Source organism: Modestobacter sp. VKM Ac-2986 (genome assembly GCF_026967795.1).
In the GTDB taxonomy this organism is placed as follows: domain Bacteria; phylum Actinomycetota; class Actinomycetes; order Mycobacteriales; family Geodermatophilaceae; genus Modestobacter.
In genome coordinates this window covers 383,240-409,598 of the sequence record NZ_JAPVBH010000004.1, presented here as the reverse complement: position 1 = coordinate 409,598, position 26,359 = coordinate 383,240, and the positions used below count along the sequence as shown (strand labels likewise).

Sequence of the window (26,359 nt, the reverse complement as noted above, 5' to 3'; positions counted from 1 at the left end):
CGGCTCAGCGCTGCCAGAGGTCGGTGATCGGCACGCCGAGACGGCCCAGCTGGGTGCGCAGCAGCGGCAGGGACAGGCCGACGACCCCGGACGGGTCGCCCTCGACCCGGCGGACGAACGGCGCGCCAAGCCCGTCGAGGGTGAAGGCCCCGGCGACGTGCAGCGGCTCCCCGGAGCCCAGGTAGGCCTCCAGCTCCTCGGGCGTGGGGGTGGCGAAGTGCACGACGGTGGAGGAGACCGCGACGTCGCGGGCGGCGATGACCCCGTCGCGGACGTCCAGCACCGCCTGGCCGGTGTGCAGCGTGCCGGAGCGGCCGCCCATCCGCAGCCAGCGCAGCCGCGCCTCGGCAGCGTCGGCCGGCTTGCCCAGCGGCTCGCCGCGGAACTCCAGCAGCGAGTCCGCCCCGATGACCAGTGCGTCGTCGGTCTGCTCGGCGACGGTGCGGGCCTTGGCGGTGGCCAGCAGCGCCACCAGCTCGGGCACCCGCGGCGCGGTGACCGCCGACTCGTCCACGCCGCTGACGACGACCTCGGGCGCGAGCCCGGCCTGGCGCAGCAGGGCCAGCCGGGCCGGGGACTGGGAGGCCAGCACCAGGCGCCGGCTCATGCCGGGCCCCCGGCCGCGCGCCAGCCACCGGGACCGGCCTGCAGCGGGCGGCGCAGCAGGCCGGCGCGCGCCGACCAGCCCCCGACCGGCAGCGGACGGTGGCGCGCGGGACGGCGCTGGGACAGCGCGGCCACGACGACGGTGAGCGCGGCCAGCTCCTCGGCCGAGGGGGCGCCCTTGAGGACGCTGAGCACCGGGGCCTCGCTCACAGCGGGATGTTCCCGTGCTTCTTGGGCGGCAGCGTCTGGCGCTTGTTGGCCAGCAGCCGCAGCGCCCGGACGACGTGGATGCGGGTGTGCGAGGGCGGGATCACCGCGTCGACGTACCCGCGGTCGGCGGCGATCCAGGGGTTGGCCAGCGTGTCCTCGTACTCGGTGACCAGCTCGGCGCGCAGCGCCTCGGGGTCGTCGGCGGCGGCCAGCGTGCGGCGGTGCAGCAGCCCGACCGCGCCCTGGGCGCCCATGACCGCGATCTGCGCCGTCGGCCAGGCCAGGTTCACGTCGGCGCCCAGGTGCTTGGAGCCCATCACGTCGTAGGCGCCGCCGTAGGCCTTGCGGGTGATGACGGTGATCAGCGGGACGGTCGCCTCGGCGTAGGCGTAGAGCAGCTTGGCCCCGCGCCGGATGATCCCGTTCCACTCCTGCGACGTCCCGGGCAGGAAGCCGGGGACGTCGACGAAGGTGAGCACCGGGATGTTGAAGGCGTCGCAGGTGCGCACGAAGCGGGCGGCCTTCTCGCTGGCGTCGATGTCCAGCGTGCCGGCCAGCTGGGTCGGCTGGTTGGCCACGACGCCCACCGGGCGGCCCTCGACCCGGCCGAACCCGACGATGATGTTCGGCGCGAACAGCGGCTGGACCTCGAGGAAGTCCTCGTCGTCGAGCACGTGGGTGAGCACCGTGTGCATGTCGTAGGGGGTGTTGGCGGAGTCCGGGACGAACGTGTCCAGCTCCAGGTCGGCCTCGGTGAGCCCCTCGGGCAGGGCCACGTCGACCGGGGCGACCTCCACCACCGGCAGCGGGTCGAGGTTGTTGCTGGGCAGGTGGGACAGCAGCGCCTTGACGTAGTCCAGCGCGTCGGCCTCGTCGGTGGCCAGGTGGTGGGCGACCCCGGAGCGGGTGTTGTGCGTGCGCGCCCCGCCCAGCTCCTCCAGCGTCACGTCCTCACCGGTCACCGTCTTCACCACGTCCGGGCCGGTGATGAACATCTGGCTCGTCCCGTCGACCATGACGATGAAGTCGGTGAGCGCGGGGGAGTAGACGTGCCCGCCGGCCGCCGCGCCCAGCACCAGGGAGATCTGCGGGACGACGCCGGAGGCGTGCACGTTGCGCCGGAAGATCTCCGCGTAGAGGCCGAGGGAGACCACGCCCTCCTGGATGCGCGCGCCGCCGCCCTCGTTGATGCCGATGACCGGGCAGCCGGTGCGCACCGCGAGGTCGAGCACCTTGACGATCTTCTCGCCGTAGACCTCGCCGAGGCTGCCGCCGAAGACGGTGACGTCCTGGGAGAACACGCACACCTGGCGGCCGTCGATCGTGCCGTACCCGGTGACCACGCCGTCCCCGTGCGGACGGCGCTCATCCATGCCGAAGTTGGTGGAGCGGTGCCGGGCGAACTCGTCGAGCTCGGTGAACGAGCCCGGGTCCAGCAGGGCGTCGATCCGCTCACGCGCGGTCATCTTCCCCGCGGCGTGCTGCTTGGCCACCGCGCGCTCGGAGCCGGCGTGCGTGGCCGCCTCCACCCGCCGCTGCAGCTCGGCCAGCTTGCCGGCGGTCGTGTGCGGGTCGGGACCGGGTGCTCCCGCGTTCTCCGGTTCGGCGGCACTCACAGCGCCGTAGCGTAGGTGACGTGTCCGACGGCCCTCCCCCCGCTGCTCCCGCCCCCGCCCGCCCGCCCCTGGACGCTGCCGCGCTGACCGCTGCGCTCACCGGGTCCAGCGACCTGTGGCGGGCCGTCGAGGTCGTCGAGGAGATCGGCTCCACCAACGCCGAGCTGGTCGCCCGCGCCGCCTCCGGTGAGCCGGGCGGGCTGGTGCTGGTCGCCGAGCACCAGGTCACCGGCCGGGGCCGCCTCGACCGCACCTGGACCTCCCCGCCCCGGGCCGGGCTCACCGTCTCGGTGCTGGTGCGCCCCGACGTCCCGGCGGCCCGGCGGGCCTGGCTGTCGCTGCTCACCGGGGTCGCGCTGGCCGAGGCGGTGGCCGAGGTGACCGCCGTCCGCACGTCGCTGAAGTGGCCCAACGACCTGCTCGCCGCCGACGGAGCCAAGCTGGCCGGCATCCTGGCCGAGAGCTCGGGGCAGGCGGTCGTCATCGGCACCGGGGTCAACGTCTCCACCCGCGCCGACGAGCTGCCCGACACCGGCACGTCGCTGGAGCTGGCCGCCGGTGCCCCGGTGGACCGGGCCGCGCTGCTGCTGGCCTGGCTGCGGGCCTTCGAGACCCGCTACACCCGCTGGGTCGAGGTACTCGGCGACCCGGTGGGCTCGGGCCTGGCGCGGGAGTACCTCGCCTGGTGCTCCACCGTGGGCACCACGGTCACCGTGACCCTGCCCGACGGCTCGACCCTCGACGGCGTCGCCGAGGCCGTCGACTGGGACGGCCGGCTCGTGGTGCGCACCGAGGGCGGCACCATCGAGCTGGCCTCGGGCGACGTGCGACACGTCCGGCCGGTCCGCCGGGAGGGATGACGCCGCCCGCCGGGTCGGTCATCCTCGTCGGGTGCCCTATCCCGACAAGGTCCTCGGCGAGGACGAAGAGGTCGTCCGCCACCTGCACCCGCACTGGCTGACCGTCCTGCGGCCCGTCGTGCTCTTCCTCGTGCTGGTCGGGGCGACGTCCTTCGGCGCCGCGCTGGTGCCCGCCGGGGCGGACCAGGGGACCTGGCGGCTGGTCCTGGTCGCCGCGGCGCTGCTCCTCGGCCTGGTGTTCGTCGCCGTCCCGCTGCTGCGCTGGCGGACCACGCACTACGTCTTCACCACCCACCGGCTGCTGTTCCGCACCGGGGTGCTGGCCCGGCACGGCCGGGACATCGGGCTGTCCCGGATCACCGACGTCTCGTTCCGGCAGAGCCTGTGGGACCGGGTGGTGGACTCCGGCACCGTCTCGATCGAGACCGCGGGGGAGGGCGGGCCCACGGTGTTCTCCGCGATCCCCGACAGCGAGGGTGTGCAGCAGCTGCTCAACCAGCTGGTCGAGGAGGACGCCGACCGGCGTGCCGCCCGCGGCGGCCACCCGGCCGGCCCGTACGACCAGTACGACCCCTCCGACGCGCAGCACCCCACCGAGCGGTTCTGACCCCGGACCCGGCGTCGGACGGCGGGCCGCGTCCGGTCCTGTCGGAGGGGCGACCTACCGTGCGGGGCATGCGGCTGCTGCACACCTCCGACTGGCACGTCGGCCGTTCCCTGCACGGCACCGACCTGCTCGCCGAGCAGGAGGCGGTGCTCGGTGCCCTCGCCGACGTGGTGGCCGCCGAGGGCGTCGACGTGGTCCTGGTCGCCGGTGACGTCTACGACCGCGCGGTGCCCTCGGCCGACGCGACCGGCGTGTTCAGCCGGGTCGTCCACCGCCTCCTGCGGGCCGGCGCCCAGGTCGTGCTGACCCCGGGCAACCACGACTCCGCCCGCCGACTCGGCACCCTGTCGGAGGTGCTCGCCGCCGGTGGGCTGCACGTCCGCGCCGACACCCCGCGGCTCGGTGAGCCGGTGCTGTTCACCGACGAGCACGGCGAGGTGGCCGTGTACGGGCTGCCCTACCTGGAGCCGGAGATCGCCCGCCACGAGCTGGGCCTGCCCGACGCGCGCTCGCACGAGGCGGTGCTGGCCGAGGCGATGCGGCGGGTGCGCGCCGACCTGGCGGGACGGCCCGGGACGCGGTCGGTCGTGCTGGCGCACGCCTTCGTCGGGGGCGGCCAGCCCAGCGAGAGCGAGCGCGACATCGCCGTCGGCGGGGTCGACCTGGTGCCCGCCGGGGTCTTCGACGGCGTCGATTACGTCGCGCTGGGCCACCTGCACCGGCCGCAGTCGCTCAGCGACCGGGTGCGCTACAGCGGCTCGCCGCTGGCCTACTCCTTCGGCGAGGCCGGGCAGCAGAAGCAGGCATGGCTCCTCGACCTCGACGCCGGTGGCCTGGCCGGGGTGCGGGCCGTGCCGCTGCCCACCCCGCGCCGGCTCACCGTCCTGCGCGGTGAGCTGCCCGAGCTGCTCGCCGACCCGGACCTCGTGCCGGTCGAGGAGCACTTCGTGTCCGTCCAGCTCACCGACCCGGTCCGCCCGGTCGACCCGATGCGCCAGCTGCAGGGCCGGTTCCCGCACTGCGTGCACCTGGAGTGGACGGGCTCAGGTCCGGGCACCGACACCCGCTCCTACACCGAGCGGCTCTCCGGCCGCAGCGACCTCGAGGTCGCCGGCGAGTTCGTCACCCACGTCCGCGGCGGTGTCGAGGCCAGCGCCGCCGAGCGGGAGCTGCTGGGCCGCGCGCTCGCCGCCGCGGCGCGCGCCGAGGCGGCGCTGTGAGGGTGCACCGGCTGGAGCTGACCGCGTTCGGCCCGTTCGCCGACACGGTCGCCGTCGACTTGGACGAGGTGGGCCGCGACGGGCTGTTCCTGCTCTGGGGCCCCACCGGCGCGGGCAAGACCACCTTGCTCGACGCGGTCGTCTACGCCCTCTACGGCACCGTCCCCGGGGCGCGCGGGCAGGAGCGCAGGCTGCGCAGCGACCACGCCGGCCCCGGGGTGCGCACCGAGGTGCAGTGCGAGGTCACCCTGGGCGGCGAGCGGCTGCTGGTGGTCCGCCGGCCCGAGCAGCAGCGGCCCAAGCTCAAGGGCACCGGCGTCACCAAGGAGCAGGCGAAGCTCACCGTCCAGCGGTGGACCGGGGCCGACTGGGAGCCGGTGAGCACCCGCATCGACGAGGGCTCCGAGCACCTGCGCACCCGGCTGGGGCTGTCGGCCGAGCAGTTCTGCCAGGTCGTGCTGCTGCCCCAGGGCGACTTCGCCCGGTTCCTGCGGGCCGAGCCCGAGGAGCGCGGCAAGCTGCTCCAGACCCTCTTCGACGTCAGCCGGTTCGGTCAGGTCGAGGGGTGGCTGGACGAGCAGCGCCGCGCGGCCGAGGGCGAGCTGCGGGCGGTCGTGGGGCAGGCCGGCACGGTCCTGGCCCGCGTCGCCCAGGTCGCCGACGTCGAGGTGCCCGAGGAGCTCGCGCCCGACCTCGTCGGCGCCCCCTCGTCGGCCCGGGCCGGCGCCTGGGTGAACCAGGTGCGGGCCGGGGCCGCCGAGCACCTGCGCGAGCAGGAGCGGTCGGCCGCCGAGGCGGCGGCCGAGGTGGTCCGGGTCGACGCCGTGCTGGCCGAGGCCCGGGCCGAGGTCGACCGGCACGTCCGCCGCGACCGCGCACGGGCCGAACGGGACCGGCTGGCCGCCGAGGCCGACGAGCTGGAGCCGCTGCGCGACCTGCTGGACGCCGGCACCCGGGCCGAGCCGGTCCGCGACGTGCTGGAGGCCGCCGGGCGCGCCGCGCTGGACGCCGAGCACGCCGCCGGGCAGCTGGCCGGGGCCCAGCGCTCCTGGGCCGCCGTCGCGGCCGGTCGTCCTGCCGACACGGTGCTGGCCCGCGCGCTGCGGGACGAGGCCGCCTCCCTGCGGGCCCTGCTGCCGGAGGTCGAACGGGCCGCCGCGCTCACCACCGAGGTGGGCCGCGGTGTCCGCCGGGTCGAGGACCTGGAACGCCGCAGCGCCGCCGACGACGCCGCGGCCGAGGCGTGGCCGGCCCGCGTGACCGCCCAGGAGCTGGTGGTCGAGGCAGCCGCCGAGGCCGCCGCCCGGCTGCCGGGGCTGACCGAGGCCCTGGAGCGCGGCCGGGCCGCGGTGCAGGCCGCCGCCGCGGTGCTCACCCTGACCGCCGAGTCGCAGGAGCAGCACGACCGGGCCACCGCGGCCCGGGAGACCTGGCTGGACGCCCGCGAGCGCTGGACCGACCTGCGGGCCCAGCGGCTGGAGGGCATGGCGGCCGAGCTGGCCGCCGGCCTCGTCGACGGCGCCGACTGCCCGGTGTGCGGCGCACTTGAGCACCCCCGGCTGGCCGTGCACACCGGCCCCGTCGTCACCCAGGCCGACGAGGACGCCGCCCGCGCCACCACCGACCGGCTCGAGGCCGCGCACCGGGCCGTCCAGCAGCAGGCCGAGCAGACCGAGCGCGAGCTCGCCGCACTGCGCGCCCGGGCCGGCAGCACGCCGCTCGCCGAGCAGGAGGCCGCGCTGGCGGCCGCGGTCGAGGAGGAGCGGGCGGTCCGCGACCGGGCCGGCGCACTCGACGGCGCCCGCCGGGAGCTCGCCGCGCTCGTCGCCGAGCGGGACGCCGCGGTCACCGCCCGGGCTGCCACCCGCGAGGAGCTCGCCCTGGCCCGCGCCGAGCTGACCGCCACCCGCGACCAGCTCGCCGACGTCGAGCAGCGGCTCACCGCGGCCCGGGGCGAGGACGCCGGCATCGCCGAGCGGGTCCGGCGCCTCACCGGCGAGGCCGAGTGCTGCGAGGCGCTCCTGGACGCCGAGGGCGCCGAGCTGCGGTCCCGCGCCGCGGCCGACGCCGCGCAGCGGCTGGCCGGGGAACGGGTGGTCGAGGCGGGCTTCCCCGACCTGCTGGCCGCCAGCGACGCCCTGCTCGACCGCGGGCGCGCCGCCACGATCGGCGCCCGCGTGGCCGGGCACGACCAGCAGTGGCAGGTCGTCACCGCCACCCTGGCCGAGCCCGAGCTGGCCGACCTCGCCCCGCGGCCCGACGTCGAGGCGCTCACCGCCACCTGCCGTACCGCCACCAGCGCCCGCGAGGACGCCGTCGCCGCGCTGGCCCAGGCCCGGGCGCGCACCACGGCGCTCGACGGGCTGGCCGCCGACCTGACCGCCGTGGAGGTCGAGCTCGACGAGCGGCGGGCCGTCGCCGAGCAGGTGACCGCGCTCGCCGACCTGGTCAACGGGCGGGGGGCGAACACCCTGCGGATGCGGCTGCAGTCCTTCGTGCTCGCCGCGCGGCTGGAACAGGTGGCCGAGGTGGCCAGCCGGCGGCTGCGGGACATGTCCGGCGGGCGCTACACCTTCCTGCACAGCGACGCCCAGGGCCGGCACGGTGCCCGCGGCGGGCTCGGCCTGGACGTGCTCGACGAGTACACCGGCGTGCGCCGGCCCACCAAGACGCTCTCCGGTGGCGAGAGCTTCATGGCCTCCCTCGCCCTGGCCCTCGGCCTCGCCGACGTGGTCACCGCCGAGAGCGGCGGCGTGCAGATCGACACCCTGTTCGTCGACGAGGGCTTCGGCACCCTGGACCCGCAGTCGCTGGACGCGGTGATGACCGTGCTCGACGAGCTCCGCCGCGGCGGGCGCACCGTCGGGGTGATCAGCCACGTCGAGGAGCTGCGGACCCGGATCACCAGCCGGCTGGAGGTCGTCAGCGGCCGCGAGGGCTCCCGGCTGGCGAGCTGACCCGACCTGCCTGGTCGGCGTGGGACGCCCCGGTGACGCTGCCCCCGCAGGACGTCGAGGGCCGTGACAATGGCGGGGTGCACCCCGGACCCGGAGCAGTCGCCCGCTGGTGGGCCGTCCCGACCTCGGTGGCCGCCGTCCTCGTCCTGGGCGGCTGCGCCGCCGAGGAAGCGACGAGTGGTGGCGCCGGTGCGCCGGCCGCGGTGACGGGGTCCTCCGCCGGTTCCTCGGCGGGCTCCGCCCCGGCGCCGGCTCCCGGCGAGGTCACCTTCGTGACGGTCGGGGACTCGCTCACCGCCTGGGCGCCCTCGGCGCAGGACATCGGCATCGCCGGCGCGGGCTCCTGGGTGCAGGCGGCCTCGGTCGCGCCGGCCCGGTTCGGTGGCGGCTGGGCCGTCTCCGGCGCCCGGACCGCCGACATGCTCGCCCACGTCACGCCGTACCAGGGCGACGTCCTCCTCCTGCTCGCCGGGACCAACGACGTGACGGCCGGGGTCACCTGGACCGAGAGCGAGGACAACCTCCGCGGGATCGTGGCCGCCGCGGGGGTCCCGGACGTCGTCGTGTCCGCGATCCCGCCGAGCGACCCCCGCCCGGACGCCACGGCCGACTACAACCGCCGGCTCGCCGCACTCGCCGCGCAGGAGGGGTGGCGCTTCGTCGACCCCTGGACCGACGTCACAGTCGACGGGACCTTCCGCCCTAGCGCCACCGTGGACGGCGTGCACCCGACCGTCACCGCCGCCGACCAGGCCGGGGTGCTCCTGCGCGCGGCGCTGCTGGACGCCGCGGCCGACCAGTCGGACCAGCCCGACCGGTAGCCCAACGTGCCTCCGGTGTGCGGGCCCCGCGACAGCCTCGCGCGTCCGCGCCGTGCCGCTCGAGGCGGTCGGCACGGCCTGGAGCTGCGCACCCTGGATCACTGCCGGCGGGGGTCGTCAGCGGCCGGGAGGGCCGCTGGTTGGCGAGCCGACTCCAGAGGACGCTGCCGGGCCCGGGTGTGCCCGCGCGGAGGCCCGGCCGGACCTGTGGCGATGGCGGTCACCGGGCTTCGAGCCGCCGTCGGGCGAGTGCGGCGACCGGCTCGGGGAGCAACCTGCCTCACTCGCCACAGGGGTCGCAGGCGAGCCGAGAAGTCGTCGGACGTCACCTACTGTGGAGGGATGACGCAGGCTCCTCGCTTCCAGATCGGCAACCGGACTGTCGGTGGGGGGGAACGCCCGCTGGTGATCGCCGAGTTGGGCATCAATCACGACGGTGACCTCGACCGGATGCACCGGATGATCGACGACGCAGCCGCTGCGGGCGTTGAGTGCGTCAAGTTCCAGTCGCACGTCGTTGAGGACGAGATGATCCCCAACGACGTCGTTCCCGGGAACGCTGACGAATCGATCTACACGATGATGCAGCGCTGCGCGCTCTCCGCAGAGGAGGAGCGGGACTGCTTCGAGCACGCCCACGAGCGCGGCCTCCTCGCCATCTCCACGCCCTTCAGCCGCGCGGCAGCGGACCGGCTTGCCGAGATCGACGTGCCCGCGTTCAAGATCGGTTCCGGCGAGTGCAACAACTACCCGCTGGTGAAGCACGTCGCGTCCTTCGGCAAGCCGGTCGTCCTGAGCACCGGGATGAACGACATCAGCACGATCCGCCCCTCGGTGGAGCTGCTCCGGGCCTCCGGCGTCCCCTTTGCGTTGATGCAGTGCACGAGCGTGTACCCGACCCCCGCCCACCAAGTCCGGCTGGGTGGCATCGCCGATCTCGGTGAGGCGTTCCCCGACGCGGTGCTCGGCCTCTCGGACCACACCACGTCGATCTTTGCGTGTCTCGGAGCGGTGGCCGTCGGCGCCGACGTCCTCGAGCGGCACTTCACCTCTGACATGTCCTGGCCGGGTCCGGACATCCCGATCTCGAGCACGCCCACCGAGTTCGCCGAGCTGATCCGCGGTGCTGACGTGCTGGCGCTGTCACGTGGTGGGCACAAGACCGTGCTGCCCGATGAGCAGCCGACCATCGACTTCGCCTACGCAAGCATCGTGTCGATCCGCCCCGTGGCAGAGGGGGAGGACTTCACCGTGGACAACCTCTGGGTCAAGCGGCCCGGCACCGGTGCGCTGCTCGCCGCCGACTACGACCGCGTGTTGGGTCGGCGAGCGACCCGGGCGCTCCCGGCCGATGTGCAGCTGTCCGCGGCCGACATCGACGGATGGACGACGGCAGCGCGGTGACCGCCAGACGCATCGTCGGCATCACCGGGACGCGCGCGGACTTCGGCAAGATGCGGGACGTCTTCCTGGGGCTGCAGGACGCGCCCGACGTCGAGTTCTCCCTGGTCGTCACAGGCATGCACCTGCTCCACGGCTACGGCTACACGGTGCACGAGATCGAGCAGGTCGGGCTGCGCCGGCTGCACCACGTGCCCAACCAGGTGGCCGACGAGCCGATGGCCTTGGTGCTGGCCAATAGCATCAACTCCATCGCGCGGCTCCTGCTCTCGGAGTCCGCCGACTTGGTGCTGGTGCACGGCGACCGGGTGGAGGCGCTCGCCGGTGCCCTGGCCGGCAGCCTCACCAACACCCGGGTCGCCCATGTCGAGGGCGGCGAGGTGTCCGGCACGATCGACGACTCCATCCGCCACTCGATCACCAAGCACGCCCATCTGCACTTCGTCGCCAATGACGAGGCCCAGCGGCGCGTACTTCAGCTAGGAGAGGACGCGGAACGCGTCCATGTGGTGGGCAGCCCCGAGATCGACGCGCTGGTGGCCGCCCTGGACGCCCCTCTGGAGCCCGTCCAGGAGCGGTACGGCACCCCGACCCGGCCGTACGGGGTACTGGCCTTCCACCCGGTGACCACGGAGCTGGACCGGAATCGGGCGCACGCCGAGGCGGTCGTCGACGCGGTGCTCGACCTCGGCGGCGCCTGGGTCGTGATCGACCCGAACAACGACGAAGGCACATTCGACGTCAAGGCGGCGCTGTCCCGGCTGGACGGCGTCCCCGGCGTGACGCGGCTGCCCTCGATGCGGTTCGCCGCCTACCTGACGCTGCTGCGCCACGCGCAGGTCCTGGTCGGGAACTCCAGCAGCGGAGTGCGCGAGGCGCCGGTGCTGGGCACGCCTTCGGTGAACGTCGGTACTCGGCAGGACGGCCGGTCGCCGGCGTCGTCCGTCCGGCACGTCGACGCCGACTGCCGCGCGATCGTCGCCGCCGTGGAGGACGCCAGCCGGGAGGGTCGAACACTCCCTGAGGAGCACTTCGGCACGGCGGGTGCCGCACGACGCATCGTCGAGGTGCTGCGGGAGGCTTCTTCTTGGGCACTGCCGCTGCAGAAGCGCTTCGTCGACCGGGGCTGACCGTGGGTCAACCGTCCGCGAGCTCCCGGGCGCGGGCGAGGTCGGCGGCCCCGTCGATGTCGATGCTGCGGTGTTCGGGCATCTCCACCACCGCCACGTCCGGGACGACGACGGCGCCTGCCCGCCGGAGGTCGCCGACGGCGACGGCGTAGACGGCTCCGTTGATCCGGTAAGCCGGGGGCAGCTGCTGGCGGGGGGCCTCCAGGGCCGACCAGTCGTGCACCGGTACCGCCCGGCCGGAGGAGTTGAGCACGAGCTCCTTGTACGGGTGGTGCTCGGCCCGGCACGCTGTGAGCGTGGTGCGCACGTCCCCCACCGCGTGCCGCTCCAGCACGGCGGCGACGTCCTCGGGACCCCGGAGCGGAGAGGTGGGCTGCAACAACACCAACAGCGTGTCGGGGTCCAGGGCCAGTGTGTCGGCGACGTGCAGCAACGCGTCCACCGTGCGGCTGTCGTCGGCGGCCAGGGCGGGAGGCCGGTGAACGACGGTGGCGTCCAGCCGGGTGGCCTCGGCCGCGATCTCCGCGCCGTCGGTGCTCACCGCCACGGTCTGTACCCCGGCCGCGCGCGCGGCCCGGACGGCCCGCCCCACCAGGGACGTACCGCCCACGGTCGCCAGGTTCTTCCCCGGCAGTCCTCGCGAGCCGGCGCGGGCGGGCACGATCGCGACCACACCGGGTGCGCCCAGGATGCGGGTCACGCGTCGCGGCGGTGGACGGGACCGCCGGCCCGGCCTTGGCTGGCCACTGCAGCGGGCGAGCCGGTCACCGGTCGCTCTGGGCGAGGGCGTGCTGCTCCAGCCTGCGCAGCCGCTCCTCGTAGGCCGACACCAGGGCGAGCCGGGCGCGGATGCGGGCGTGCTCCTCGCGGACGACATCGACCAGCATCCGGGCCTCGGGCAGGTCGGCCAGCTCACCGGTGTAGACCTGGGGTCGGGATTGCTGCTCCAGCCGCGTCTCGAAGGCGGCGACCTGCGGTGCCAGTCGGGCCAGCTCGTTGGCCGACCAGGAGGACTCCTGCTGGACCGGGTCGAGGCGGCGCTCGACGTGGTCGATCCGGCCGTCGACGTGGCGGTCGTGGCCACCGAGCTCGTCCAGCCGGTGCTCGATCCGCTCGACGCGTCCGCGCAGGTCACCGAGTTGGTGATGCACCTCGTCGAACCGGCGGTCGACCCGCCAGGCGATCATGCGGTCGATCCGGGCCCTGAGCGTGTCCCGCAGTGTCATGTTCGTCCTCCTGAGCTGGTGCTGGTGCTGATGCTGGTCGTGCGGCCATGAGGCCTTACGGCCAGATGGTCGTCCGACCGTCGGAGACCCAGCCGTGGAAGAGGGCGGACTCCAGCGCGAGCCGGTGCTCCGGGCCGACGAGGCAGTCGTCGCCGGAGGAGTGGTCCCACCGCGTCTGTTCGGGTGCGTCCAGGAAGGAGTAGCCGACCACCTGCAGGGTGGCGTCGGGAAAAGTGGTGCGGGCCCACCAGGCGGCCATCGTCCCGGTCGTGGCCCAGAGCCCCTGGGCGACGGAGTCCAGCCCCATGTCCACCGACAAGGGGATGGTCAGGTCGTCGTTGTCCATGTGGACCTGGCCGAGGTCCTGCGGCCACCAGGACGGGATCGAGTCCGGCTCCCAGTGCAGCCGGCCGGGCTCCACGAGCAGGTGCAGCCGTTCGCGGTAGCCGGTGAAGAACCACGGCGTGGCGCGCAGCGCCCGGTTGAAGAAGATGACGTCGGCGCGGCGGCCGTAGGTGGGCGCGTCGCCTTCGTCATCGACGCGGAACCCGTTGACCCGGACCACCAGGTCGCAGTCGTCGACGGCGCGGGCCCGCTCGGGCGAGGGGTCCATCGGCTTGTTGCCGACGACGGCCACGGAACGGATGTCGGGGCTGCGGCCGTAGCTGGCCGCCAGTTCGCGGAGCTGGGCCCGCCGCCTCTCGGCCACCTGGAACACGTCGAGGAGGCTACCCACGGACCTGCCGCCGACGTCCCCGCCGTGGGGGAGCAGGCGACCCGTGGGCCGGGTGGGACCGGTGGGTCAGACCAGGTCGGGGTCGGGGGACCGCGGGGCCACGTGCCGCTCGACCACCGGCGCGGCCGGTGCCACCGGGGCGACGGGCTCGGTGAAGACCCAGCGGCGGTAGCCGAGGTAGCGGATCACGGTGCCCAGCACGATCGAGCCGATGTTGGCGATCTGCAGCACCAGGGCGCTGTCCTGGCCCAGCGGGTAGCGCACGAAGGCGACGACGGCCAGGCCCAGCAGCAGCGTGACGCCGTTGATGGCGGCGAACAGCACGTACTCGCGGCGCACGCTGGAGCGCGTCCGGTGGGAGAAGGACCAGTAGCGGTGGCCGACGTAGGCCGCCGTCATCGACACCACGGTGGCGATCAGGTTCGAGCTCACCGCGCCCACGCCCAGGTGGGCGTAGAGCAGTTGGAAGCAGGCGATCTGGAGGACGAAGCACACCGCGCCCACGACGCCGAAGGCGCCGAGCTCCTTGAGCAGCAGCCGGGAGGTGCTGCGGAGACGGTTGGTCAACGCACCCACTCCAGCCACGTCCCGACTGTACGGCGTGCACGCGGGCCCCGCCGTCGGCTCGCGGGGTCGCCGGTGTGACGTCGGCCGACCGGGTGCCGCCGGGCGACCGCTAACCTCTCGTCGATGCCCGGAGCCCTGGACCCCCGCACCGGCCTGCCCGTCGTCGCCATGGTGGGCGGGGGGCAGCTGTCCCGGATGACCCACCAGGCGGCGGTCGCGCTCGGCCAGTCGCTGCGCGTGCTGGCCACCGACCCCGCCGAGTCCGCCGCGCTGGTGACCGCCGACGTGCAGCTCGGCGACCACCGTGAGCTGGCCGACCTGCAGCGGCTGGCGCAGGGCGCCACGGTGCTGACCTTCGACCACGAGCACGTGCCGACCGAGCACCTGCAGGCGCTCGTCGACGCCGGCCACCGCGTCGCCCCGGGGCCGGCGGCCCTGGTGCACGCCCAGGACAAGCTGGTGCTGCGCCGGGCGCTGGCCGCCGCGGGCGAACCCCAGCCGGCCTGGGCCGAGGCGCGCACCGTGCACGACGTCGCGGAGTTCGGCGCCGAGGTCGGCTGGCCGGTGGTCGCCAAGACCCCGCGCGGTGGCTACGACGGCAAGGGCGTGTTCGTCGTGCACGGCCCCGACGAGGTCGCCGCGCTGCTCGAGCGGCACGGCACCCTGCTGGTGGAGGAGCGGGTGCCGATGGTGCGCGAGCTCGCCGCGCAGGTGGCCCGCTCGCCCTTCGGGCAGGTCGCGGTCTGGCCGGTGGTCGAGACCGTGCAGCGGGACGGCGTCTGCAACGAGGTGCTGGCCCCCGCGCCCGGGCTGTCCGACGAGCTGGCCACCGCCGCCCAGGAGCTCGCCGTGCGGATCGCGGACTCCCTCGGCGTGGTCGGGATGCTGGCCGTGGAGCTGTTCGAGACCGCCGACGGCATCCTGGTCAACGAGCTGGCCATGCGGCCGCACAACTCCGGGCACTGGACCATCGAGGGCGCCCGCACCAGCCAGTTCGAGCAGCACTTGCGCGCCGTCCTGGACTACCCGCTGGGCTCCACGGCGATGACCGCGCCGGTCGTGGTGATGGCCAACGTGCTGGGCGGGGCGACCGCCGACGAGGACTGGTCCGGCCCGGGGCTGGACGAGCGGGTGCACCACCTCATGGCGCACTGGCCCGACGTCAAGCTGCACTGGTACGGCAAGACCCAGCGGCGTGGCCGCAAGCTCGGTCACGTCACCGCGCTGGGCGAGGACGTCACCGAGGTCCGTGCCCGCGCCGTGGCCGCCGCCCGCTACCTGGCCGACGGTGTCGTCGACCCGGCCTTCGCCTTCGACGAGGAGCACTGACCATGAGCACCGCACCCGGTGGGGACCCGGTCGTCGGCATCGTCATGGGCAGCGACTCCGACTGGCCGATGCTCGAGCCGGCCGCGGCGGCGCTGACCGAGTTCGCCGTCCCGTGGGAGGCGCACGTCGTCTCCGCCCACCGCACGCCCCGGCGGATGCTCGAGTACGGCGAGACCGCCGCCGACCGCGGCCTGCGGGTGATCGTCGCCGGCGCCGGGGGAGCGGCCCACCTGCCCGGGATGATCGCGGCGGTCACCCCGCTGCCGGTCATCGGCGTCCCGCGGCCGCTGGACCGGCTCGACGGCCTGGACAGCCTGCTGTCGATCGTCCAGATGCCCGCCGGCGTGCCGGTGGCCACGGTCTCCATCGGCGGCGGCCGCAACGCCGGCCTGCTGGCCGTGCGGGTGCTCGCCGCCGGCGACGAGCGGCTGCGCGCCGCCGTCGTCCGGTTCCAGGCCGAGCTGACCGACTCGGTGCTGGCCCGCGACGCCGCGCTCCAGGACCGCCTCGGCTGACTGCTCAGCGCTGCGGCGCCGCCTCGACCAGCCGCTCGTAGGCGTCGAGGACGGTGCCCACGGCGAACCGGGCCCGGGTCCGCTCGGCGCCGGCCGCCCGGTCCAGCCCGGCCGCCGCCAGCTCGCGCAGCCCGGCGGTGAGGCCGGGGACGTCGCGGGGGGTGGCGATCGCGCCGAAGCCGGTCTCCTGCACCGGGGTGCGCACCCCCGGCAGGTCGCTGGCCAGCGCGGGGACGCCGGCCATCATCGCCTCGACCTGGACGATGCCGAAGGCCTCGAACGCGTTGACCGAGGGCAGCGCGAACACGTCGAGGGAGGCGTACAGGTCGGCGATGTCGGCCTCGGGCAGGAAGCCCAGCAGCCGGATGCGCGGGTCGCCATCGACCAGGGCGCGGACCTCGTCGACGACCGAGCCGCCCACCACCGTGGTGAAGTCGCCGCCGATGAGCAGCCGGGCGTCCGGGTCGCCGAGGGCCTGGAAGGCGCGCACCAGGTACTGCAGCCCCTTCTCCTCCACGATCCGGCCGAGGAACCCGACGTGCAGCCCGTCGCCGTCGCGGAACCGCGGCCGGCCGGCCGGGCGCTCGTGGCAGGGCGGCGGGATGACCAGCGTGCGGCCGCGCATCGCCGGCCACAGCCGGCTGTGCTGCGCGTAGTCGTCGCTGGTGACGACCACGGTCTGCGCCGCGCGCATCGCCCGCCGGCTGGAGGCGTCCACGGCGGTGCGCTGGACGGCGTTGAGCGCGCCCGGCGGCAGGCTGACGTCGCAGTGGTAGGTCAGCGCCACCGGTGAGGCGCAGCGGCCGGCGATCAGCCCGGCCTCCAGCATCGGCAGGTGCAGGTTGGTCAGCCGGGCCCGGCGACTGGCCGCGACGATGCGGGGCACCAGGGTCGGGCTGATCACCCCCTTGCCGAACCGGGCGACCACCGGGGTGCGCTCGACCTCCACGCCGTCCAGGGTCTCGCGCTCGGGCAGGGCCGGGTCGTGCCGGGTGGTGACGACCTTGACCCGGTGGCCGCGCTCGACCAGGCCCACCGCCACGTCGCGGGCGACGTTGGTCAGGCCGCTGACGTAGGGGGCGTAGTAGTTCAACCCGATCAGCAGGTCGTGGTCGGCGCTCATGCCGGCGATCCTCCCCGAGCAGCCGCGCTGGCGGCGGAGGTGGTGCTCGCGCCGGCCGGTGGCCGTGCGGCGAGCAGCACGGCCGCGGCGGCCAGCAGCGCCACCGTGGAGCCGACCGTGAACGCCAGCCCCGAGCGCAGCACCAGGTCGGGTACCAGCACGAACACCACCGCGGCGGCGGCCAGCCCGGACAGCCAGACCACGGCGACCGCGCGGTGGCGCGCGCCGGCGACGAGCGCCTGGCCGGCCACCAGCAGGCCCAGGTGCGCGACGCTGCCCACGGCCAGCAGCGCGATCTCACCCCCCGGCAGCGCGTACCCGTCGCCGAACACCAGCCCGACCACCGGCGGGCCGAGCCACAGCCCCACCCCGAGGGCCAGCACCCCCGCGGCGGCGAGCGCGGCCAGCCCGCGCACCACGGCGGCGCGCAGCCGGGCGCCGTCGCCCTCGGCCTGCACGTGGGTGAGCACCGGGATCAGCGCGCTCTGCAGCGGCACGGCGACGAACAGCGGCAGCCGCACCAGCGTGTAGGAGGCCACGAACTGGGCCGCCAGCACCGCCTCGCCGGCGCCGGCCGCCCCGGTGACCAGCACCGGCGCGGCGTTGAGCAGCACCTGCGCGCACAGCGTGCCGATGAGCAGGTGGCCGACCGCGCCGAGGAACGGCCGGGACCCCGGCTCGCTCGCGACCGGAACCGGGACCGCGCGCCGGCGGCGCAGCAGCAGCCACCCCAGCAGCGGCAGGTGCGCCAGCGCCATCGCCGCGACCAGCGTCCAGGCGTAGGCGGTCGCGCCGGCGTCGGGCGCCACCCAGGTCAGCCCGGCGGCCAGCAGGACCCGGAGGCCGGAGTCCAGCAGCAGCACGGTGCCGTGCAGGCCCAGCCGGCCGGTGCCCAGCAGCAGTCCGCGCAGCAGGAACTGCCCGGCCGAGACGGCGCACACGCACAGCAGGGCGACCAGGAAGCCGACCTGGCCGCCCAGGGCGGGCACCAGCGCCGATGCGGCCAGGAGCAGCACGACCGCACCGGCCAGCGCCAGCCCGGCGAGCGCGACCGGGGCACCGGCCGGCACCCGCGCGCCGGGCGGGCGCAGCTGCACCAGCCGGGCGAGCTCCAGCTCGACGGGGAGGAACGCGCCGAAGCCGACCACCAGGGCCAGCGACCAGTAGGAGCCGAACCAGCCGTAGTCGGCGACGGGGAGCGCCCGGGCCACCAGGGCGAGGTAGGCGTAGGTGGCGACGCCGGAGAGGATGATGCAGACCGCCACCCAGCCCACCGAGCCGGCGCCGACGCGTCGTGGGGCGGGGGGCGCACTGCCGGCTCCGGCCGTCGTCTCCCCGCGCACCTCGGGAACGGTAGTGGCACGGCCCGGCCCGGTGGCCGGGCAGCGACCGGACGGCGGGTCCCCGCGGCCGATCGGCGGTCGGGCAGGGTTCACTGCCGGGGCAGGTGCGGGCGAGGCGAGGAGTGGGTGTGTCGCGAGGCGTTGTGGTGGACGGTCCCGTCGAGGGGTCGACCGGACCCGACCGCGGGGCCACCCGGGTGGCCGGGCGCAGCCGCCGGCGCTGGCTGTCCCCGCTGGCCCTGCTCGCGGGGCTGGTCGCGGTGCTGAGCACCCTGCTGCTCCCGGTGGCCCCGGTCTCGATGGCCGCACCGGTCGTCTCGTGGCCGCAGTCGGCGACGGCCCCGGCCTCGACGATGCTGCAGCTCACCGCCCAGACACCGCTGTCGCTCGACGTCCGGTTCAGCTGTGCGGCGGTGCGGGCCGCGGCCGGCACCGACGACGGCGTCGTGCTGTCCACCGTGCGCCCCGGGCAGCCCACCGCGGCGGTCCAGGGCCTGCTCGTGCGGTCCCTGCCCGGCGGGCTCACCGTCGAGGCCCTCGGCCGCACCCTGGTCCGCGACGTCGCGGTGACCGGTGACTGCAGCTACGCCGTCACCGGCGACGCCGCCGGCCTGGTCCTGAGCCGGGACGGCGACCGGCTCGCCCGCGGCCCGGCCGGCCAGCTGCCGCGGGTCGACGTCCTGGCCACCTCGCTGACCACGCTGTCCCCGGCCGAGGGTGAGGTGCTGTCGGCCGAGATCGCCGTCGACGACCAGTTCGCCACCACGCCCTCGCCGCTGAAGTGGGCGCTGATCGCGCTGGTGCTCCTCGGCGCCGCCGGGTCCGTGGTCTTCCTCGTCCTCGAGCAGCGCGGCGACCGGCCCGCGTCGGTGCCCGGACGTCGCCGGTTCGGGGTGCTGGACGTCGTCGTCCCGCTGGTGATGGTCGCCTGGCTGTTCCTGGCGCCGATGTCCGACGACGACGGCTACTACGCCGCGATGGCCCGCAACGGCGCCGACCAGGGCGCGGTCGGGAACTTCTACCAGCTGCTCAACCAGAACTTCACCCCGTTCACCTGGTCCTACCGCATGCTCGGCGTGTGGCAGCAGGTCGGCGACAGCCCGGCCGTGCTGCGCGTGCCGGCGCTGGTCACCGGCCTGCTGACCTGGTTCGTGCTGCGCCGCTTCACCACCCAGCCGGGTGCGCTGCCGGCGGTGCTGCAGTCCTCCCGCCGGGGCCGGGGGGCCATGGTGCTGGTCCTCGCGGTCGCCTTCCTGGCCTGGTGGCTGCCCTACGGCATGGGCGTGCGGCCCGAGGCCATCGGCGGGTTCCTCGCCGCGGTGACGCTGCTGGGGGTCGCCTCGGGGCTGCGCCGGCGCAGCCTGCCGCTGCTCGGCCTGGCCGTGGTCGCCGCGGCGCTGAGCGCGGTCTGCCACCCGACCGGCTTCGTGGCCCTGGCCCCGCTGCTGGCCGGGCTGCCGCGGATCGTCGGCGTGCTCCGCGAGGGCGTCCCCGCGCGGCGCGCGTGGCTGCGGGGGTTGGCCGTGGTCGCCCCCGGGTCGGTCGCCGGGATCGCCGCGTTCGGCGACGGCTCGCTCAACGACTTCTCCCGCGGCCAGGAGATCTTCCTGTCCATCCAGGCGCAGAACAACTGGTTCGACGAGTACCAGCGCTACAACTTCCTCTTCGCCCCGATCGCCATGGGCGCCTACGCCAAGCGGCTCGCGGTCGTGCTCGGCATCGCCGCGCTGCTGTGGTTCGCGGTGGTCGCCGCGACGTCCCGGCGCCGGGACGTGCTCAGCCCCCAGCTGCTGCTGGCCGGGCAGAGCCTGGCGCTGGCGTTCCTGCTGCTGTGGATCACCCCGAGCAAGTGGACGCACCACTTCGGCGCCCTGGACGGCATCGGCCCGGCGTTCCTGGCGCTGTTCCTGGTCTCCGTGCCGGTCCTGGTGCGCACGGTGCCCGGTGGCCTGCGCAACGGGCCGCTGGTCGGGGCGCTGGCCGCCGGCTCCGCGGTGCTGGTCGTCGCGCTGTCCTTCCACGGGCCCAACGACTGGGCCTACTCCTGGCTGCAGGGCCTCCCGCGTCCGTTGCGGCGGCCGGCGCTCGGTGGCGTCACGCTCGACAACGCGCTGCTGTGGGCGCTGCTCGTCGGTGTGCTGGTCCTGGCCGTGCGGTTGCTGCACCGCCGCCTCCGGCTGCCCCGGCGCCGCCCGTGGGCGACCGCGGTCCCGGCCGCGGTCACCGTGGCCCTGGCGTTGTCGGCGACCTACCTGGTCGGCGGCTTCGCGGTCGCCGCCGTCGCCACGGCGGACACGTACTCGCCGTGGGCCGATGCGATCGCCGACCCGGCGGGCAGCACGTGCGGTCCGGCGAAGGCGATCGTCGCCGCCGACGTGGACGCCGCGCGGCCGCTGACCCGGGTGCCCGGCGCCGCGCCGGCCGTCGCCGTCCCGGAGGACGCCTTCGCCGCCGGGAGCGGCTTCCTCCCGGCCAGCCCGCCGCCCACAGCGCCGGCGACCGAGGTGTGGGGCAGCCTGCGCGGCGAGGCCGACGGCAGCGCGGTCGGGCAGCTCACCACCTCGTGGGCCCAGCTCCCGGCCGACCCGGCCGAGGGCGAGCAGCTCGCCGTGCTGGTGAGCGGGGACCTGACCGAGGGCGGCAACCAGCTCACCGTCGAGTACGGCCGCACCGGCGCGACGGGGGTCCAGCCGCTGGGCTCGGCGGTCCTGGCCGACGACGTCACGTCCCAGACCTGGCGGACCCAGGTTCTCCCGGCCCCGGCCGGGCCCTCGGCCGGGGCCGACGCGGTCCGGCTGGTCGGCGCCGACGCCACCACCGGCATCTCCGGCTGGCTGGCGTTCACCGGCCCGTCCGTGGTGCCGGTGGTGCCGCTGACCGAGCAGCTGACCGGCGACGCGCCGGTGGCCCTGGCCTGGCAGCTGGCCTTCCTCTTCCCGTGCCAGCGGCAGCCGGACCTCTCCGACGGCATCACCGAGCCGGTCGAGCACGCCGTCCTGTGGGGGGACGAGGGGATCAACGGGACCGAGGACGCCACCTGGCAGCTGCCGCGCGGCGGCCTGTTCGCCCCCACCCGCTACGACTCCTCGGTGACCTTCCTCGGCGGGACGTTCCCCGACTTCCCCGAGATCGACACGGTGCAGGTCTTCCGGGTCGTGCCCGCCTACCCGGCGCGCGGCTACGACGTGCGTCGGTCCTCGGTCACCCGCTGGGGCTGGCAGGGGCCGGCGGAGGCCGCCTGGCCCTACGAGACCCCGGAGGAGTGAGCCGGGGGAGTGGGGCCGGCGGGGGGAGGCCGGCTCAGCCCAGCAGTCGGGAGACCCCCGCGAGCCGGGCGTCACCGGCCATCGACGCCAGCCACGCCGACCACCCCGGCCGGGCGCGCATCGCCTCCAGGGCGCTGCGCGCCGCGGCCCGGTCGCCGCGGCGGGAGGCGGCGAGCGCGGCGTAGAGGTCGCGGGCGCCCTCGGGGGCGAAGACCGCCAGCGTCTCGTAGTCCCGCTCGTCGTAGGCCCGCTGCAGGTTCCGCAGCATCCGCAGCTGGGCGACCGGGTCGCCGGAGTCGTCGACCCGCAGGTCCAGCCGGACCCCGTCGTCGTCGTCGGTGGCGGGGGAGCCGCCGACCACCTGCAGCGCCGCGGACTGCCGCCCCCGCAGGTCACCGCCGGCGTCCTGCCCGGCGGTGAGCGCGGCGAGCAGCCGGTCGGCCAGCGGCCCGCCGGTGGCGGTGAACGCCTGCGACATGGCCGGCAGGACGTCGGCGGAGGCGAGCATGTTGCCCTGCACGCTGAAGCCCTCGCCGACCAGGTGCCCGCTCACCGGCAGCGAGCCGCGGCCGGTGTCGGCGGCCACCCGGCCGGTGGCGTCCAGCACGGCGATCTGCCGGTCGACGTCCTCGGCGGCGTGCGCGGCCCGGCGCACCAGGTCCGCGGGCGGGGCGCCCTCGGCCAGCCCGGTCAGCAGCGAGCCGCCCAGCCCCCGCCGGCTGCGCGCCTGCACCGCGACGACGCCGACCCCGGGACGCACGCTGGGCACGACGCGCCCGACGGCGAGGATGCAGGAGGAGACGGCGATGCCCAGGTCGCCGGTGCCGGCGTCCCGCCCGATCACCGAGAAGGTCATCCCGTCACCGCACCCGCACCGCGGGCCGTCGCCTGCCTCATCGCGACCTCCCCGCCGGGGTGGTCCGCCGCCGCCCGGGGACCCATCCTGCCGGGACCGGCCCGCCCCGGTCCGCGCAGCGCGCCGTCCGCCACGGCCTCAGGCCGGGCGGCCCAGCTCGCGGACGCCCTCCAGCGAGAGGCCCAGGGTCGCGGTCACCCGCTCGGTGGCGGCCCGGTGCGGCAGCGCGGACGGCGCCGCCGACCGGCACAGCACCAGCGAGGCGCCGGCGGCCAGCGGGGCGAGCAGCCAGGCCACCGGGCCGGCCTCGGTGGCCGCCCGCTCGTCGACCATCACCCGGTCGCCGGCGACGATGCCCAGCCGGCCGGCGAGCTCGGTGGCGGTGTCGACCAGCCCGGCCAGGGTCAGCGAGCCCCCGCCGAGGACCAGCCCGACGCCCGCGGGGTCGACCGGCTGCCAGGGGGAGAAGACGTCGCCCTGCGCGCGCACCTCCAGCGCGAAGTCACGGGCGGGGCCGGTGTAGCCGGTCATCCCCATGCCCATCGGGTGCAGCGACAGCCCGAGCAGCTCGTCGAGGCCGAGCTCCTCCAGCGGCGGCAGCCGGTCGGCGGCGGCCAGGACGACGTCGGCCGTGGTGAGCCGGTCGTCGTCCTCCGCGGCCGTCTCCAGCACCGCGGCGCCGCAGCTCCACGCGCCCAGCAGGACGGCGGCGGTCTGCCAGTGCACCGGCAGCGCGACGCCGACCGTGCTGCCCGGGCCGACGTCGAACTCGCCCTGCAGCAGGTTGGCCGTCTTCGCCACCCAGTTGGCCAGGGTGGTGCCCGACAGCTCGGTGCGCTCGCCGGAGACGTCGTCGTACTGGGTCAGCATCGGGGCCGCGGGATCGCGCCGCGCGGCCGCGGCCCACAGCTGGCTGGGGTCGGTGGGACGGGTGTGTGTCACGAGAACAGGGTGGCACCGGAACCGACCGCTGCCGCCTGCGCCCTCCCGGGCGCGGTTACAGTCGCCTCGCGAACGCCATGGGTGCTGCGTCGTCGTCGCCCTGCCGGGTGCCGGCCTGCTCCGCACCAGTCGGACAGGACGATGCCAACGGGGAGGCCGAGGGATGATCACGCAGATCGCTGCGCGCGGCGGCGCCACCGCGGTGGTGTCACCGTCCGTGGCCGCCGGGTCGGCGGCGCCGTGGCGCGACCGGCTGCTCGCCGACGTCGGCGCCTACGCCGGGTACGTCGTCCTGCAGCTCCTCCAGCTCTTCGTCCTCAGCCGGCTGGCCCCCCGCTTCTTCTGGTACGACGACTCGCAGGCGCAGTTCGGGCCGATGACCTGGTGGATGGGCCGGCACCTGGAGGGCGGGCGACCGCCGCTGATGGACCCCGAGCAGGGGCAGGCCGGCAACCTCGTGGCCGACATGCAGTACGGCGCGCTGGACCCGCTGCACTGGGGCCTGCAGGCGCTGGCCGCCCGCACCGACGACGCCCTGGTCATGGCCTGGGGGTTCGCGACCATCTGCGTCCTGCTCCTGGGCACCGGTGTCCTCACCCTGCTCCGCCAGCACGGTGTCCACCCCGTCCTGGCGGTGGCCGGTGCCCTCGGTGCGGCCTCCAGTGGCTTCTACCTCTGGTACGGCAGTGCGTGGTGGCCGCTGCTGTGGAGCGTGGCCTGGCTGCCGTGGTTCTGGTGGGGCCTGGTCTCCCGCCGGACGCCGGGCATCGTCGTCCTCGGGCTGGCCACCTGGGCGCTGCTCGCGTCGGGCAACCCCTACATCCTGTTCTTCGCCCTGGCCCTGGTGCTGGCGCAGCTGGTCGAGCTCGTGCGGGACCACACCCTCCGGGTGCTGGTGACCGTGCCGGTGGTCGCCCGGCTCCTGGCCATGCTGGCCGGCCTGGCCGCGGCGTTGCCGACCCTGCTCTCCACGGTCGAGATGTCGCCCTACATCACCCGGCAGGAGGCCGACCTGCTCGTCGGCAACGTCGGCTTCGGGGTGACCAACCTCGTCGACGTGCTGCTCGGGTCGCCGACGCTGATGGGCCAGACGAACGCCTGGTCGGGGAACCTCGGGCTGGTCCCGGGCATGTACACGCTGACCGCCGCGGTGGCCGCGGTGGCCCTCGTGGACTGGAAGCGGGCGGTCCGCTCGCCGGGCGTCCTGACCGCACTGGTCCTGTTCTGCACCGCCGTCGTGTTCACCCAGCTGCCCACGACGGTCTCGGTGTTCCGCTACCCGATCCGCTACCTGGTGGTCGTGCAGGTCGGCCTGGCCGTGCTGGCGCTGCTGGCGGTCACCGCCGCGCCGCTGCTGACCCGGCGCCGGCTGCTCCTGGCCGTCGGCCTGGTCGGTGCCCAGGCGGTGCTGGCCGGGTTCCGCGCCCCGGTCTTCTACCGGTGGCACCTGCTGTCGATGGTGGTGACGCTCGTCGCGCTCGCGGCCCTCGTCGTGCTCGTGGGCGGGATGCGCGCCCGTGCGTCGCGTCCCGGGCGGCTGCCGGTGCTCGGCGCCGCGACCGCCGTCCTCCTGCTCGTGTCGTGGGGGACGGTCTTCATCGGCGAGCGGATGATGGTCTCGCTGGCCGACCGGATGGACGTCATCAACGAGGTGCCCGACCAGGGCGACATGCCCTACCGCGCGCTCTACCCCGGTGAGCAGCTGGGCACCGCGGTGGCCGCGTACCGCGACCGGTCGGTGCTGGTCGACGGCTCGGCCACGGTCATCTCCTACGACTTCGGCGCGGACTCGGGGTGGTCGACCGGCGTCCTGCGCGGCAACGGCAACCTGATGGCGGACTTCCGCAGCGGCAGCGGCTCCTTCGCCGTCTGGCACGGGGCCGTGAACGAGCACTGGTGCCGGACCTACCAGGGGTCCACGTGCGGGGACCCGCAGTGGTTGCTCGACACGGCCCCCGGCACCGGGGTGACCTGGCTGGACCTGCTGTCCGAGGACGACGTGCTGCTGGCCGACGGTGCGCCCGAGCCGATCCGGCAGCACCTGGACGCCACCTGGACCCGCGGCGCCGACGTCGGGGGCTACACCGCCTACCAGCGTGAGGACGGGCTGCCCGGCCGGGTCACCGTCGCCCGCGGGGTGGACGTGACCGAGGGCCCCGGTGGCATCGGCCTGGGCCGTGGGGACGGGCCGATGGAGTCCTACACGGTGAGCACCGGCGCGGAGGCCGGTGAGCTGGCCTTCCGCACGACGTGGTGGCCGGGCATGCAGGCCACCCTCGACGGACAGCCGATCACGGTGGGCACCGTCGACGGGGCCGTGCTGCGGCTGGACCTGCCCGCGGGCCTGGACGGTGCCAGTCTGGAGATCTCCTACGTGCCGATCGGTGAGCGCATCCTGGTGCCGGCCTTCGTGGTCGCCGGGCTGCTCCTGGTCGCCTCCCTGGTCGTCTCGGTCCTCACCGGCCGGCGCGGGGCGCGCGGTGCGGCCTCCCGCCGGGGCCGCGCCCGGGACGAGGTGCCCGCGTGACCGGCCGGATGCCCGTCCACCTGCGCCAGCTGCTGCAGTTCTCCCTCGGCTCGGGCCTCGGGCTGGCCGTCGACCTGGGCCTGTTCGCCCTCGGCGTGCACCTGGGGCTGGAGCCCTGGGCGGCCAACCTGATCAGCGCGGCGGCCGCGGTGCTGGTGGTCTACTTCTTCGTCACCAAGTACGCCTTCGAGGGCGGACGGTCGGCCTCGCGGTTCGTGCTCTTCGTGGGCTGGTACGTCTTCTCGGTGCTGGCCTTCTCGGTGCTGATCGACCTGTTCCAGGAGGCGACGGGGTGGGCCCCCTTCCTCTGCAAGTTGGTGTCCCTCCCGCCCTCCTTCGCCGCCAACTTCGCCGCGAGCAAGTGGCTGTTCGGCCGGGACCCGCGCCCGGCCGGCACCCCCGACGCCGAGGTGCCGTCCGACCTCCGGGACGCAGCGGCCTGATGCCGGCACCGGCGGGCCACAGACCCGGGCGCCACCAGCGCGCCCAGCAGGGAGCCAG

The 26,359-nt window shown here is 75.4% G+C and carries 23 protein-coding genes; 12 read left to right on the top strand and 11 right to left on the bottom strand.

Annotated elements, in window-relative coordinates; translation table 11 throughout:
- Positions 1–4: 4 nt before the first annotated feature.
- The 3 genes from O2W14_RS13055 to O2W14_RS13045 are packed head-to-tail and all read right to left on the bottom strand — an operon-like array spanning position 5 to position 2,432.
- Positions 5–607 carry a Maf family protein gene (locus O2W14_RS13055; protein WP_269176527.1) on the bottom strand — a complete coding sequence of 201 codons (603 nt, stop codon included), beginning with the start codon at positions 605–607 and terminating at the stop codon, positions 5–7.
- On the bottom strand, positions 604–816 hold the full coding sequence (locus O2W14_RS13050) for an acyl-CoA carboxylase subunit epsilon (protein ID WP_269176526.1): 213 nt from the start codon (positions 814–816) through the stop codon (positions 604–606). Before O2W14_RS13050 ends, O2W14_RS13055 begins: the two co-directional genes overlap by 4 nt.
- Positions 813–2,432, bottom strand: coding sequence for an acyl-CoA carboxylase subunit beta (locus tag O2W14_RS13045; RefSeq protein ID WP_269176525.1), 1,620 nt, complete (start codon positions 2,430–2,432; stop codon positions 813–815). Before O2W14_RS13045 ends, O2W14_RS13050 begins: the two co-directional genes overlap by 4 nt.
- A 20-nt stretch (positions 2,433–2,452) precedes the next feature.
- Between O2W14_RS13045 and O2W14_RS13040 the strand changes: the two genes are divergently transcribed.
- The 7 genes from O2W14_RS13040 to neuC all read left to right on the top strand — a co-directional run bounded on the left by O2W14_RS13040 (position 2,453) and on the right by neuC (position 11,428).
- A complete protein-coding gene (locus O2W14_RS13040) occupies positions 2,453–3,292 on the top strand; it encodes a biotin--[acetyl-CoA-carboxylase] ligase (RefSeq protein ID WP_269176524.1) in 840 nt (279 codons plus the stop codon).
- 31 nt (positions 3,293–3,323) lie between these two features.
- Positions 3,324–3,899: a PH domain-containing protein gene (locus tag O2W14_RS13035; RefSeq protein ID WP_269176523.1), complete on the top strand. Its 576-nt coding sequence runs from the start codon at positions 3,324–3,326 to the stop codon at positions 3,897–3,899.
- A gap of 68 nt (positions 3,900–3,967) precedes the next feature.
- Positions 3,968–5,119: an exonuclease SbcCD subunit D gene (locus tag O2W14_RS13030; RefSeq protein ID WP_269176522.1), complete on the top strand. Its 1,152-nt coding sequence runs from the start codon at positions 3,968–3,970 to the stop codon at positions 5,117–5,119.
- The gene (locus tag O2W14_RS13025) at positions 5,116–8,076 is read left to right on the top strand and encodes an AAA family ATPase (protein ID WP_269176521.1); all 2,961 of its coding nucleotides are present in this window, start codon (positions 5,116–5,118) and stop codon (positions 8,074–8,076) included. Before O2W14_RS13030 ends, O2W14_RS13025 begins: the two co-directional genes overlap by 4 nt.
- A 77-nt stretch (positions 8,077–8,153) precedes the next feature.
- Positions 8,154–8,897, top strand: coding sequence for an SGNH/GDSL hydrolase family protein (locus tag O2W14_RS13020; RefSeq protein ID WP_269176520.1), 744 nt, complete (start codon positions 8,154–8,156; stop codon positions 8,895–8,897).
- Between the two features lie 342 nt (positions 8,898–9,239).
- The gene (locus tag O2W14_RS13015) at positions 9,240–10,301 is read left to right on the top strand and encodes an N-acetylneuraminate synthase family protein (protein WP_269176519.1); all 1,062 of its coding nucleotides are present in this window, start codon (positions 9,240–9,242) and stop codon (positions 10,299–10,301) included.
- Positions 10,298–11,428 (top strand): UDP-N-acetylglucosamine 2-epimerase, encoded by a 1,131-nt coding sequence (gene neuC / locus O2W14_RS13010; RefSeq protein ID WP_269176518.1) that lies wholly within the window; start codon positions 10,298–10,300, stop codon positions 11,426–11,428. The genes O2W14_RS13015 and neuC overlap by 4 nt, the downstream gene beginning before the upstream one ends.
- A 7-nt stretch (positions 11,429–11,435) precedes the next feature.
- Here neuC and O2W14_RS13005 read toward each other — a convergent pair whose 3' ends face one another.
- From O2W14_RS13005 to O2W14_RS12990, 4 genes are all read right to left on the bottom strand, one after another.
- Positions 11,436–12,128, bottom strand: a complete 693-nt coding sequence (locus O2W14_RS13005) for an acylneuraminate cytidylyltransferase family protein (protein ID WP_269176517.1) — start codon at positions 12,126–12,128, stop codon at positions 11,436–11,438.
- Between the two features lie 64 nt (positions 12,129–12,192).
- On the bottom strand, positions 12,193–12,654 hold the full coding sequence (locus O2W14_RS13000) for a hypothetical protein (protein WP_269176516.1): 462 nt from the start codon (positions 12,652–12,654) through the stop codon (positions 12,193–12,195).
- A 55-nt stretch (positions 12,655–12,709) separates the two neighbouring features.
- The gene (locus O2W14_RS12995; protein ID WP_269176515.1) at positions 12,710–13,372 is read right to left on the bottom strand and encodes a hypothetical protein; all 663 of its coding nucleotides are present in this window, start codon (positions 13,370–13,372) and stop codon (positions 12,710–12,712) included.
- Between the two features lie 84 nt (positions 13,373–13,456).
- Complete coding sequence (locus O2W14_RS12990; RefSeq protein WP_269176514.1) at positions 13,457–13,975, bottom strand: GtrA family protein; 519 nt, start codon at positions 13,973–13,975, stop codon at positions 13,457–13,459.
- 105 nt (positions 13,976–14,080) lie between these two features.
- Between O2W14_RS12990 and O2W14_RS12985 the strand changes: the two genes are divergently transcribed.
- Both O2W14_RS12985 and purE read left to right on the top strand, forming a co-directional pair.
- Entirely contained in the window at positions 14,081–15,286 is a 1,206-nt protein-coding gene (locus O2W14_RS12985; protein ID WP_269176513.1) for a 5-(carboxyamino)imidazole ribonucleotide synthase, read from the top strand.
- A 2-nt stretch (positions 15,287–15,288) separates the two neighbouring features.
- Complete coding sequence (purE, locus tag O2W14_RS12980; protein ID WP_269176512.1) at positions 15,289–15,801, top strand: 5-(carboxyamino)imidazole ribonucleotide mutase; 513 nt, start codon at positions 15,289–15,291, stop codon at positions 15,799–15,801.
- Positions 15,802–15,805: 4 nt separating this feature from the next.
- Here purE and O2W14_RS12975 read toward each other — a convergent pair whose 3' ends face one another.
- Both O2W14_RS12975 and O2W14_RS12970 read right to left on the bottom strand, forming a co-directional pair.
- On the bottom strand, positions 15,806–16,924 hold the full coding sequence (locus O2W14_RS12975; RefSeq protein WP_269176511.1) for a glycosyltransferase family 4 protein: 1,119 nt from the start codon (positions 16,922–16,924) through the stop codon (positions 15,806–15,808).
- Positions 16,921–18,189 carry a hypothetical protein gene (locus O2W14_RS12970; RefSeq protein WP_269176510.1) on the bottom strand — a complete coding sequence of 423 codons (1,269 nt, stop codon included), beginning with the start codon at positions 18,187–18,189 and terminating at the stop codon, positions 16,921–16,923. Before O2W14_RS12970 ends, O2W14_RS12975 begins: the two co-directional genes overlap by 4 nt.
- A 224-nt stretch (positions 18,190–18,413) precedes the next feature.
- Between O2W14_RS12970 and O2W14_RS12965 the strand changes: the two genes are divergently transcribed.
- Positions 18,414–21,533: an arabinosyltransferase domain-containing protein gene (locus tag O2W14_RS12965; RefSeq protein ID WP_269176509.1), complete on the top strand. Its 3,120-nt coding sequence runs from the start codon at positions 18,414–18,416 to the stop codon at positions 21,531–21,533.
- Between the two features lie 34 nt (positions 21,534–21,567).
- On the opposite strand, the gene O2W14_RS12960 is transcribed toward O2W14_RS12965, so the two are convergent.
- Positions 21,568–22,389: a DUF1028 domain-containing protein gene (locus O2W14_RS12960; protein ID WP_269176508.1), complete on the bottom strand. Its 822-nt coding sequence runs from the start codon at positions 22,387–22,389 to the stop codon at positions 21,568–21,570.
- 138 nt (positions 22,390–22,527) lie between these two features.
- Positions 22,528–23,331 carry a TIGR03089 family protein gene (locus tag O2W14_RS12955; RefSeq protein WP_269176507.1) on the bottom strand — a complete coding sequence of 268 codons (804 nt, stop codon included), beginning with the start codon at positions 23,329–23,331 and terminating at the stop codon, positions 22,528–22,530.
- 163 nt (positions 23,332–23,494) lie between these two features.
- Here O2W14_RS12955 and O2W14_RS12950 point away from each other — a divergent pair, with 163 nt between their 5' ends.
- Both O2W14_RS12950 and O2W14_RS12945 read left to right on the top strand, forming a co-directional pair.
- Positions 23,495–25,858, top strand: a complete 2,364-nt coding sequence (locus tag O2W14_RS12950; protein ID WP_269176506.1) for a hypothetical protein — start codon at positions 23,495–23,497, stop codon at positions 25,856–25,858.
- Positions 25,855–26,301, top strand: coding sequence for a GtrA family protein (locus tag O2W14_RS12945; RefSeq protein ID WP_269176505.1), 447 nt, complete (start codon positions 25,855–25,857; stop codon positions 26,299–26,301). Before O2W14_RS12950 ends, O2W14_RS12945 begins: the two co-directional genes overlap by 4 nt.
- Positions 26,302–26,359 lie beyond the last annotated feature (58 nt).

Bases quoted from the DNA above. Each gene is read 5' to 3' on its own strand.
- O2W14_RS13055 (WP_269176527.1), bottom strand. From the start codon at position 607: ATGAGCCGGCGCCTGGTGCTGGCCTCCCAGTCCCCGGCCCGGCTGGCC.
- O2W14_RS13030 (WP_269176522.1), top strand. From the start codon at position 3,968: ATGCGGCTGCTGCACACCTCCGACTGGCACGTCGGCCGTTCCCTGCAC.
- O2W14_RS13015 (WP_269176519.1), top strand. From the start codon at position 9,240: ATGACGCAGGCTCCTCGCTTCCAGATCGGCAACCGGACTGTCGGTGGG.
- O2W14_RS13000 (WP_269176516.1), bottom strand. From the start codon at position 12,654: ATGACACTGCGGGACACGCTCAGGGCCCGGATCGACCGCATGATCGCC.
- O2W14_RS12985 (WP_269176513.1), top strand. From the start codon at position 14,081: ATGCCCGGAGCCCTGGACCCCCGCACCGGCCTGCCCGTCGTCGCCATG.
- purE (WP_269176512.1), top strand. From the start codon at position 15,289: ATGAGCACCGCACCCGGTGGGGACCCGGTCGTCGGCATCGTCATGGGC.
- O2W14_RS12975 (WP_269176511.1), bottom strand. From the start codon at position 16,924: ATGAGCGCCGACCACGACCTGCTGATCGGGTTGAACTACTACGCCCCC.
- O2W14_RS12960 (WP_269176508.1), bottom strand. From the start codon at position 22,389: ATGACCTTCTCGGTGATCGGGCGGGACGCCGGCACCGGCGACCTGGGC.
- O2W14_RS12950 (WP_269176506.1), top strand. From the start codon at position 23,495: ATGATCACGCAGATCGCTGCGCGCGGCGGCGCCACCGCGGTGGTGTCA.